The 10,324-nt window shown below is 44.6% G+C and carries 8 protein-coding genes; all 8 read left to right on the top strand.

Going from position 1 to position 10,324, the window contains the following annotated elements:
• Nucleotides 1-1,035 precede the first annotated feature (1,035 nt).
• The 8 genes from G633_RS0115275 to G633_RS0115240 all read left to right on the top strand — a co-directional run bounded on the left by G633_RS0115275 (nt 1,036) and on the right by G633_RS0115240 (nt 10,192).
• Complete coding sequence (locus tag G633_RS0115275) at nt 1,036-1,419, top strand: GntR family transcriptional regulator (protein ID WP_022767523.1); 384 nt, start codon at nt 1,036-1,038, stop codon at nt 1,417-1,419.
• Between the two features lie 16 nt (nt 1,420-1,435).
• The gene (locus G633_RS0115270) at nt 1,436-4,012 is read left to right on the top strand and encodes an ATP-dependent Clp protease ATP-binding subunit (RefSeq protein WP_026520452.1); all 2,577 of its coding nucleotides are present in this window, start codon (nt 1,436-1,438) and stop codon (nt 4,010-4,012) included.
• A gap of 89 nt (nt 4,013-4,101) precedes the next feature.
• Complete coding sequence (locus G633_RS0115265) at nt 4,102-4,512, top strand: hypothetical protein (RefSeq protein ID WP_022767521.1); 411 nt, start codon at nt 4,102-4,104, stop codon at nt 4,510-4,512.
• Nucleotides 4,513-4,583: 71 nt separating this feature from the next.
• A complete protein-coding gene (gene radA, locus G633_RS0115260) occupies nt 4,584-5,963 on the top strand; it encodes a DNA repair protein RadA (RefSeq protein WP_026520451.1) in 1,380 nt (459 codons plus the stop codon).
• A 103-nt stretch (nt 5,964-6,066) separates the two neighbouring features.
• Nucleotides 6,067-7,707, top strand: coding sequence for a hypothetical protein (locus G633_RS0115255; RefSeq protein ID WP_026520450.1), 1,641 nt, complete (start codon nt 6,067-6,069; stop codon nt 7,705-7,707).
• A 107-nt stretch (nt 7,708-7,814) separates the two neighbouring features.
• Entirely contained in the window at nt 7,815-8,807 is a 993-nt protein-coding gene (locus G633_RS0115250) for a hypothetical protein (protein WP_026520449.1), read from the top strand.
• 17 nt (nt 8,808-8,824) lie between these two features.
• Entirely contained in the window at nt 8,825-9,793 is a 969-nt protein-coding gene (locus G633_RS0115245) for a transglutaminase domain-containing protein (protein WP_196804281.1), read from the top strand.
• Between the two features lie 12 nt (nt 9,794-9,805).
• Nucleotides 9,806-10,192 carry a hypothetical protein gene (locus G633_RS0115240; RefSeq protein WP_026520447.1) on the top strand — a complete coding sequence of 129 codons (387 nt, stop codon included), beginning with the start codon at nt 9,806-9,808 and terminating at the stop codon, nt 10,190-10,192.
• The last annotated feature ends 132 nt before the right edge of the window (nt 10,193-10,324 follow it).

The following is a 10,324-nucleotide window of genomic DNA, read 5'->3' as shown; positions in this document are numbered from 1 at the left end:
CAAAACCCTTTTACAAGCTTTATTTTATGGCAGGGAGGAGGTTTGTTGGCTGATTGACAGGTAAAAGGCTTGCACAAGACCTTTTATCAAGCTTTATTTTATGGCAGGGAGGAGGTTTGTTGGTTGATTGACAGGTAAAAGGCTTGCACAAAACCCTTTTACAAGCTTTATTTTATGGCGGGGAGGAGGTTTGTTGGCTGATTGACAGGTAAAAGGCTTGCACAAGACCTTTTATCAAGCTTTATTTTATGGCAGGGAGGAGGTTTGTTGGTTGATTGACAGGTAAAAGGCTTGCACAAAACCCTTTTACAAGCTTTATTTTATGGCGGGGAGGAGGTTTGTTGGCTGATTGACAGGTAAAAGATTTGCACAAGGGGCTATCTTTAGCCGAAGTATGTGGCAAATAGCCACATATCTATGTTCAGGACATGAGAAATGTGCGGATGAAGACGGGGGCTTAGCAGAAATCTGTGGCAGAAGCACAGGATATTGCACCGGGACATGAAAAAAGCTTGCACAAGGGGTTGTCTTTAGCCGAAGTATGTGGCAGATAGCCGCATATCTATGTCTGGGACATGAAAAATAGGCAGCTGGAGACAGGTACTTAGCAGAAATCTGTGGCAGAAGCACAGGTTATTGCCTACGGGACATGAAAAAAGCTTGCACAAGGGGGTATCTCTAGCTGAAGTATGTGGCAAATAGCGACATATCCATGTTCGGGACATGAAAAAAGCTTGCACAAGCTTTGAGTTCTTCGATAACCTAACATGCTGCCCCGGCTTAGTGACCGAGATGCATGAAATATTAGGACTGCAAGGGACAGTACGCTGAGCCTACATGCTCGGGCAGCCCTTGCAGTCCTAATATTTTGTGCTACAATGTCCGCGCAGCCGGGGCGGGATGTGAGGCTGGCACATGGGCTGGCGACGACAGCAAAAACAGCAAAACAGCGCCAACAAAGGACTCTTTCCAGGCAGTAGGAAAATTCTGTAATATATGTTATACTAAACATATCACAGAAAGGAGGCGCGATCTATGATCATTGAAATTGATTTTAACAGTGATGAGGCGATATACGTTCAGCTCTGTAATCAGATCATATTGGGAATTGCCACGTCTCAGTTCAGGGAGGGAGAACAGCTTCCCAGTGTAAGGCAGCTGGCAGAGACCATAGGCATCAACATGCATACGGTCAACAAGGCATACTCCATTCTCCAGCAGGAAGGATTTGTGAAGATTGACAGGAGGAGAGGTGCGATAATTGCCCTTGATATCAACAAGCTCAAGGCCCTTAAGGAAGCAAGGAGCGAGCTGGCGGTAGTTCTTGCCAGAGCCATCTGTAAGGGAATAGGCAGGGATGATATCCATTCACTGGTAGATGAACTCTATGACAATTACGAGGCTTACACAAACCTTTAACAGAAAGGATTAATATATGGAATCTAAATTCACGGCGATGGCCAATGACGTCCTTAAGCTGGCCAAGAAGACAGCAAGGACACTTAAACTTAATTATGTGGGAACAGAGCACATCCTCATGGGACTTATCTTAGAGGACGGATGTGTGGCATCCAGGATCCTCATCGACAATGGTATCGATGAGAACAGGATGATGGACATGATAAGAGATCTTATCGTTCCCGATAGCAATGTCAGAACCCTTGACAGGGACGGTTTCTCACCTAGAGCTGAGAAGGTCCTTGAGGAGGCTCACAAGCTGGCAGAGCGTTTCCATGCAGACAAGACAGGAACAGAGCATATTCTTCTTGCCCTTATCAAAGAGGGAGAAAATGTAGCTGTAAGACTTATCAGCACTCTCAACGTACCTGCTCAGAAGATTTACGCTGAGACACTTGCTGCCATGGGCGAGGATCCCAATATTGTAAAAGAGGATCTTGGTAAGAAAGCAATTGCACAGAAGACCGGCAAGAAAGCATCAATTCTGGCTCAGTACAGTAGAGATATGACAGCACTTGCCACCGAAGGTAAGCTCGATCCCGTTATCGGAAGAGAGAGGGAGATCAAGAGAGTGATCCAGATTCTCTCAAGAAGAACCAAGAACAATCCATGCCTTATCGGTGAACCGGGTGTAGGTAAGACTGCAGTTGTAGAGGGACTTGCCCAGAGAATTGCTTCAGGCGATGTTCCGCTTACAGTACAGAACAAGAGACTTGTAACCCTGGATCTTTCAGGTATGATCGCAGGTTCCAAATACAGAGGTGAGTTTGAGGAGAGGATCAAGAAGGTCATCAAGGAAGTTGCAGATGATGGCAATATCATCCTCTTTGTAGATGAGATGCACACTCTTATCGGTGCCGGCGGCGCAGAGGGCGCCATCGATGCTTCCAACATCCTTAAGCCGTCTCTTGCCAGAGGCGAGATCCAGATGATCGGTGCGACAACCATCACTGAGTACCGCAAGTATGTGGAGAAGGACGCTGCCTTAGAGCGTAGATTCCAGCCTGTAAATGTGGATGAGCCTACGAAGGAAGAAGCTACAGCAATTCTTAACGGAATTGTCAGCAAATACGAGGAGCACCACAGAGTTACCATTACTCCTGAAGCTATCAAGGCTGCCGTTGAGCTCTCCGAGAGATATATCAATGACAGAAATCTTCCGGATAAGGCCATTGACCTTATCGATGAAGCAGCTTCAGCTGTAAGACTTCGCACCATGGGCGTTTCATCCAAGGTAAAAGACCTTGAGCAGGAGATCAGGGATCTCGACATCAGCATAGAAAATGCATTAAAAGAAGGCGACTTTGCCAATGCCGGATTATACAACAAGCAGCAGAACCAGCTCCTTAATAAGCTCCAGAAGGTAAGAACTGCAGAGAAGAGGAAGAACCTCACATCAGGTTTCATCGTTAATGAGAATGACATTGCAGAGGTTGTGGCTGAATGGACCAGAATCCCTGTTAAGAAGATCGCAGAAAAAGAGTCTGAGAAGCTCCTTAAACTTGAGTCTGTACTCCACAAGAGAGTTATTGGTCAGGAGGATGCTGTAAAGGCAGTATCCAAGGCTATCAGAAGAGGAAGAGTTGGACTTCAGGATCCAAACAGACCTATTGGATCATTTCTTTTCCTGGGTCCTACAGGTGTAGGTAAGACAGAACTGTCCAAGGCACTTGCAGAGGCAATGTTTGGTGATGAGAATGCTCTTATAAGAGTTGATATGTCTGAGTACATGGAAGGTCATTCGGTATCCAAGATGATCGGATCACCGCCCGGATATGTCGGATTTGATGACGGAGGCCAGCTCTCTGAGAAGGTACGTCGCCATCCGTATTCCGTAATCCTGTTTGATGAGATTGAGAAGGCTCATCCGGATATCTTCAATATCCTTCTTCAGGTGCTTGATGACGGACACATCACAGATTCCAAGGGCAGAAAAGTAAGCTTTAAGAATACCATCCTTATCATGACCTCCAATGTGGGAGCTCAGAAGATCGTTGATCCCAAGAAGCTCGGCTTTGGCGCCGGACCTGATGCCAAGAGAGACTACGAAGACATGAAAAACGGCGTTATGGAAGAAGTGAAAAAGCTCTTTAAACCCGAGTTCATCAACCGTATTGATGAGATCATGGTATTCCATACCCTTACAGAGAAAGAGATGATGGATATCGTAACGCTACTTTCTCAGAATCTCTCCAAGAGATGCAAGGCTCAGATGGATATCAATCTTACCATTTCACCTGCAGTTAAGAAGTACCTGGTTACCAAGCATTCCGATGCCAAGATGGGTGCAAGACCTCTTAAAAGAGCTATCCAGTCCACCATTGAGGATGCAATGGCCGAAGAACTTCTTAAGGGCAACATCAAGGCAGGTATGGATGTTACGGTAACTCTTAAGGATGACAAGGTTGTCTTTGTCGGAAAAGACGGAAAGAGTTCTTCTGTCAAGAAGGTGTCCGTCAAGACCACGAAGAGCAAGGGTACGTCCAAGACAAAGAGCACTGTGACCACTAAAAAGCCGGTCAAAAAGGCAACAAAAAAGACGGCCAAAAAATAAGAAAAATTTAATTTAATAATGTGTCGGAGTAGGATATACTTTATATATGGGTTACTTATTAAAAGTGCAACATGCTTAGGAGGGCTACTATGGCTGTCGTAGAACAGTTGATCAAAGCTGAAAGTGATGGCACTGTAAGCTTTGGCAATTACAAGCTTCCGGAAAAGAAGAAGCTGGAGAATTTTGAGCACAACGGTAATATCCTCAAGGTAAAGACCTACAAGGATATCACAAAGCTCGAGAGTAATGAGAACTTTGTTTATGAGTCAGTTCCCGGAACTGCTGTCACAGGTTTCAAAGAGACAGATAACGGGGTGGAGTTCAGTGTAGAAGGTGACAGCGATGCACAGATCACACTTGGACTCCTGGAGAACACTGAGTACAGTGTATCTGTTGGCGGAAACAGCATCGGCAAGATGACAACAAATCTTGGCGGCAAGCTGAACATCAGCGTGGAACTGTCAGGCGAAGGCCCTGTAGAGGTCAAGGTCTGTAAATAACAAAATATTATCAAAGAGCTTTCCCTGATAAGGAAAGCTCTTTTTAATTGTAGGGGTATAAGGGAGGTTAAATGGCAACAAAGATCAAATCAGTTTTTTTCTGTCAGAGCTGCGGGTATGAGTCATCCAAATGGATGGGACAGTGCCCGGGGTGTAAGGAATGGAATACATTTGTTGAGGAGACGGTTAAGCCTGCTGCAAAGCCGGCCAAGGGGATAAGTGCCTCGACGGGCAGCAGTGGAGCATATGAGGCTCCAAAGGCTCTTTCGGACATTGAGATGAATGACGAGGAGCGATACGACACACATATAGGTGAGCTGAACAGAGTTCTCGGAGGAGGTCTTGTTAAGGGGTCGCTCATCCTTGTGGGCGGAGATCCGGGAATTGGTAAGTCAACGATCCTTCTTCAGGTTGCAGGAAATATTTCATCTGACGACAAAGACGTTTTGTATATTTCCGGTGAGGAATCTCTTCGACAGATCAAGCTAAGAGCCAACAGAATAGGGGAGTTCTCTGATAAGCTCAAGTTCATGTGTGAGACCAATCTTGGAAATATTGAGGAAGCTATTACAAGGGCTAAACCCAAGGTAGTCATCATCGATTCCATACAGACCATGTACAACGAGGCTGTTTCATCAGCGCCGGGAAGTGTCTCACAGGTAAGAGAGTCAACCTCCGTCCTTCTTCGCATTGCCAAGAGCATGAATATTTCAATATTCATCGTAGGACATGTGACCAAGGAAGGCCTGGTTGCAGGACCAAGAGTTCTTGAGCATATGGTTGATACTGTTCTTTACTTTGAGGGCGACAGGCATGCATCCTACAGGATTCTCAGGGCAGTTAAAAACCGTTTTGGCTCCACCAACGAGATCGGAGTCTTTGAGATGCAGGAGAAGGGCCTTGTAGAGGTTACCAATCCTTCAGAGTTCATGCTGGATGGAAGACCTGAAAATGCCAGTGGATCAATCGTGACCTGCTCTGTCGAAGGAACAAGACCGATACTCATTGAGATTCAGGCCCTTGTCTGCAGGAGCAATTTCGGATTTCCAAAGAGACAGGCAAACGGAACAGACTACAACAGAGTTAACCTCTTAATGGCAGTTCTTGAAAAGAGAGTAGGCCTTCAGATGGGTGAATCGGACGCCTATGTAAATCTCGCAGGTGGTATGAGAATAGCGGAGCCTTCGCTTGATCTTGGAATCTGCCTTGCACTAATCTCAAGCTTTAAGAACAAACCCATAAACGGAGATGTGATTGCCTTCGGTGAAGTCGGATTATCAGGAGAAGTGCGTTCAGTAAACATGGCAGAAGCCAGAGTGTCAGAAGCAAGGAAACTCGGCTTTAAGACCTGCATTGTACCCAGAGCTCTTGAATCCAAGCTAAAAAGTACCTTCAAAGATGTAGAGATAATCGGTGTTTCATCTATATCCGATGCCATGCGGATATTTTGATTCCATACAAAAAAACACGCAGATATGATAGCTGATATGATAGAATATTTGCTATGATATTTCAGTATGTTTATATAAATCAATTTTGGGAGTTGCATTCGTTATGAAAATCCGGGTCAGGAATGCGCTTTGCATTCTGATGACGCTGATGATATTTTGTGCTGTGCTGGGGAGCGGTAGCACGTCAATCAGTGTCAGAGCTGAAGAACTAAATAGCGATCAGGACTTTATCCAGACAGATATCATGGAGGATACCGAAAGAGCTCTTGATGTGTGCTTCTTTATAAGAGGAGCAGCAGTCGGGGCTGATATACCGGAAGAACCCGGTAACTACGCTGCAGCCCAGTATTCATCTGCTATCAGAGTTGACGGAGCAGTTTCTGCTTCTTATTCTGAGAGTGCTCATGCAGTTGATGGCTCTGAGGAGTCTCTTTTATCTGATGGATTCACAGCATCCAATGAGGTTTCACAGATGCTGAAAAGGCTCCCGCAGGCGGCAGATATAAGGAGTGCGGTTGGAGTATTTGATGAAACTAAGCACTATGTTGTTTGGTATGTCATTAAAAGTGCTACAACCGGCTATCCTAATGCCGACGTCACAATTCATGTTGACGGTGTAATAAGAGAAAGAACTATTGCGGAAACAGAAGACCCACAGGATCCAAATGATCCACAGGAATTAGAAGATCCACAGGATCCAAAAGACCCGCAGGAGACAGAAGAACCACAAGAACCTGAGAAACCTGCTGAAGTAGCCGATCCTATTCCTGATGTAACGCTGGAGATCAGAGCACTGTTTCTTGAAGATGGGAAAGAGTGCAAGGAAATCGTCTTTGACGGCAAAGAGCATATCGTTGGTGGTTTTGAGATTGTGGTAAAAGACAAAGAGAGCGATAATCCCATTATCGGATACCTCTACGAGTGCTATGGTCAGTTTATCGGAACCAAATCCTATGCGGATAATGGACAGGGCACAGAGTTTACTTACCGTGGACAGGACTTCTGGGTTAATGTTGTTAAGGCCTTTGCCAAGGTCACAAATATCGGCGATTCACAGGAAGTTGTTTTCTATGACGCTGATGATCACCCATTAAGGAGTGCTGCTGATTTTATCATCAAGGATTCAGCCGGCAATATTCTTCCAGCCAAGTTTAATGTCCTTCCTGTTACAGGAACGGTAAATGTAAAAGCCAGGGATATTACAGTTGAGGCAGGCACTACGGTTAAAAACAACCAGGGTCAGACTCTTACGGATGACAGTTTTACCATTACCTCAGGATCACTCCTTGAGGGGCACAGGATAGAAAAAGTAGTTATTAACGGAAGCCAGACCGGTGTAGGAAGATCGGTTAACGAGATAACCACTGTCATCATAGTTGACGAAAACGGCAAACCTGTTAATGATCTCTACAATATCAAAAAGGTAAACGGTGAGCTGATACTGGTGGATCCTGGAACCGGAGAATCTGCAACGGTTAGTGGAAGTGAGAATACATCAGCTTCCGGGACTACATCGATCATTTCAGTCATAAGAACGAATTCAGGACTCACAGCCACCACAGGAAACGTGGTGATGGACTCTCTTCAGGCAGCAGGTAACAGCACTGTTTCGCAAAGAGTTCTGGGAGCAAGAAGAGCTGATACTTCAGATACTGCCGATGACTATCATATCAGACTACTGGTGCTGATATCAGGTTTTGCTTTTGCAGCGTTAACTTTAATTAACGGAAAACATTCGAATTAGTATAAATATTTTATAAAATAAGCCGATAAGATTAATGTATGAAAATCTTGTTGGCTTTTTTTATGCTCTTTTTTACCCAAAGTTCAGTCGAAAGTGAGGTGCTTTTCATGAAGTTGTCATTGAAGAGAGTGGTCTGCGCAGTGTTTGGAATTACCATGATCTGTGGACTGGTTCTTTTCCCGGTTAATGCAATAAAAGCTCAGGCAGCCGGATATACTCAGGGAGATGGTATAAAGCTCTCTGAGGATACACGAAAAACACTGGAAAAGGGCACAACTAAGTACAATGGCGTGGATTATTCGGGGGCTCCTTATTACTATAATCCGCTTTATTACTATTTAAACTACTCTGATCTGCGTGATGCTTTTGGTCCAAACCCGGATCTGCTTATCAAGCACTACGTAGAGTTTGGAATAAAAGAAAAACGTGTTGCCGACAAGCAGATCGTTCTAGGGGCTTATCCTCAGAGCAGCAGTTATGAGTATGTTGTTCCTTCTTATCAGAAGACCAGCAAAAAGCAGGACGGAATGGTTGTAATTTCCGGAAACCTGCACAGCAACGGTGGAATGACAAGAGCTCAGGAAGTTGCAGCAAGAGATATTGCTTATCAGATTGCGCAGCATGTGTATGATCACGTCAAACCAAAACATGACGCCTACAAAGATGGCGATCAGATAAAGATGATCGTATATGCGACAGGAATTGTCAGAGCATACTGTGATCTTGGAGTGGAGCTGACACAGGACCAGGTTAAGAGTTCAAACAGCAAGATGTACAGAACAGCTTACGGAGTTTTCATCGGACAGGAATATACCTGTGCCGGAACCACTAGAGCGCTGGGACTTGTCCTGGATTATCTGGACGCTGTAATGGATGATGATCCTCCTCTTAAATGGGTACATGTAAATGCCAATAAATGGGATGATCAGTGGTGTCAGATCGTATGCGACAACCACGAGGCATATGCGGATCCGATAAACTCCTGGGCGGGATACGGAAAGCACCCGAACCAGGGCGGAGCCAAGAAGGATATAAAGAACTATTACAACTATGCTAATGAAAGCGACGTTATAACCATTAAAAAGCCGAAGGTTGATTGATGAAACTCTTTTCCGAAATGTCTTTTAAAAGAATAAGGATATGGTGTGGCATTCTGATACTTGCCTTTGCATTTACCATAGTACCTTCTGTAAGTGTGAGAGCAGGGACCATAACAAGGATTGACTATACGACCTTCAGAGGCGACACATCGATTTCCACCATTCATATAGGAAGTGATGTGGTCGATATTTCTTCAAATGCCTTTAAGGGACTCAATAACTTGAGGTCCATTACGGTAAGCACAAACAATCCATACTACACCTCCTATAGTGACTGCCTTTACAACAAGGATCTGACAGAGCTTATATGTTTCCCGGCTGCGCTTAAGGGAGCTGTTATTCCGGATACGGTGGTAAGGATAGGATCAAATGCACTCTACGGTCTGGATAAAGATCTGACGACCCAGATAAGGGGACTGGTTAACAGCCAGGCATCTGAGAACATGATGGAATGGGAGATAACAGGTCCTCACTTTATCCATACAGAATATGGCATCAAGTGGAAGGACACCGACGGAACACTTAAAAATCCCGAGACGGATATTATGAAGCTGGTAGCCTCTGTGGTGGAAATGAGTACCACAGGTGATATGTCACAGAAGAAGCAGCTTGAGAGATGCTTTGACTACTTCGTAAAGGCATCTGTATATGAGAGAAAGATGGGAGTGCCTGAGGGTGAATGGACTGAGAGCTACGCGACAGATATTCTGCTGAATTCAAAGGGCAACTGCTACAACTTCGCATCAGCTTTTGCGTACATAGCTCTGGGACTTGGATATGAAGCAAGAGTCTGCACCGGAAGCGTTACATCAGCTCTTGGAGGCAGAACACCTCATGCCTGGACTGAGGTTAAGGTTGGAAACAACTGGTACATCTTCGACGCGGAGATGCAAAGAGCAAAGGGAAGCGGATATTACAAGCAGACCTATGAGAGCTATCCTGCCGGACCAATCATTAGGGAAGCAAGCTACAAAGTAAATTTTTAAAGAGGAAAAGATATGAGAAGGATTCTTACATTTTTGAGCATATTCGCAGGAACAGTATTATGCGTATTTATATTCAACATAGTGCTGTACTCTGCAGTACCGGCATACAGGTACTTGCTTGAAGGTCTTGTTGCAGATGACGACATACCTACAGTCACTGTAACTGACGTGCCCAAGGTGCAAGAGGATATAAATCTTGACAATGCGGTCATAGAACCGGAAGTAAAGCCCGACTCATATTATAAGATTACTTATATAAACAATGATTCCATACCTTTAGAGGACCAGCCTTCAGAAGCAGAGCACGTGATAGTTGATAAGGAGTATCACGAGGACTGCGGAACAGGCAAGGGATACTGGGTTATAACTTATGACGATGGAACTACAGAAATTGAATAAAGTAAACTGATAAAATCATACAATGATACAAAATGACGACACTCCTTTTTTAGAAAACGTTTCCGAAAGGTAAAAGTTACTAAAAGGGAGTGCTTTTTGTTGTGTAAAATTCACAGTATAGAACAAAAAACA

The sequence above is a fragment of the Butyrivibrio sp. FCS006 genome (assembly GCF_000424525.1).
Taxonomy (GTDB): Bacteria; Bacillota; Clostridia; order Lachnospirales; family Lachnospiraceae; genus Butyrivibrio.
The sequence above is the reverse complement of the archived record's forward strand: the minus strand, read 5'-3'. Positions and strand labels throughout refer to the sequence as shown.

Excerpts from the sequence above, each read along its gene's own strand:
- G633_RS0115275 (WP_022767523.1), top strand. The coding sequence starts at position 1,036 with ATGATCATTGAAATTGATTTTAACAGTGATGAGGCGATATACGTTCAG.
- G633_RS0115270 (WP_026520452.1), top strand. The coding sequence starts at position 1,436 with ATGGAATCTAAATTCACGGCGATGGCCAATGACGTCCTTAAGCTGGCC.
- G633_RS0115265 (WP_022767521.1), top strand. The coding sequence starts at position 4,102 with ATGGCTGTCGTAGAACAGTTGATCAAAGCTGAAAGTGATGGCACTGTA.
- radA (WP_026520451.1), top strand. The coding sequence starts at position 4,584 with ATGGCAACAAAGATCAAATCAGTTTTTTTCTGTCAGAGCTGCGGGTAT.
- G633_RS0115255 (WP_026520450.1), top strand. The coding sequence starts at position 6,067 with ATGAAAATCCGGGTCAGGAATGCGCTTTGCATTCTGATGACGCTGATG.
- G633_RS0115250 (WP_026520449.1), top strand. The coding sequence starts at position 7,815 with ATGAAGTTGTCATTGAAGAGAGTGGTCTGCGCAGTGTTTGGAATTACC.
- G633_RS0115245 (WP_196804281.1), top strand. The coding sequence starts at position 8,825 with ATGTCTTTTAAAAGAATAAGGATATGGTGTGGCATTCTGATACTTGCC.
- G633_RS0115240 (WP_026520447.1), top strand. The coding sequence starts at position 9,806 with ATGAGAAGGATTCTTACATTTTTGAGCATATTCGCAGGAACAGTATTA.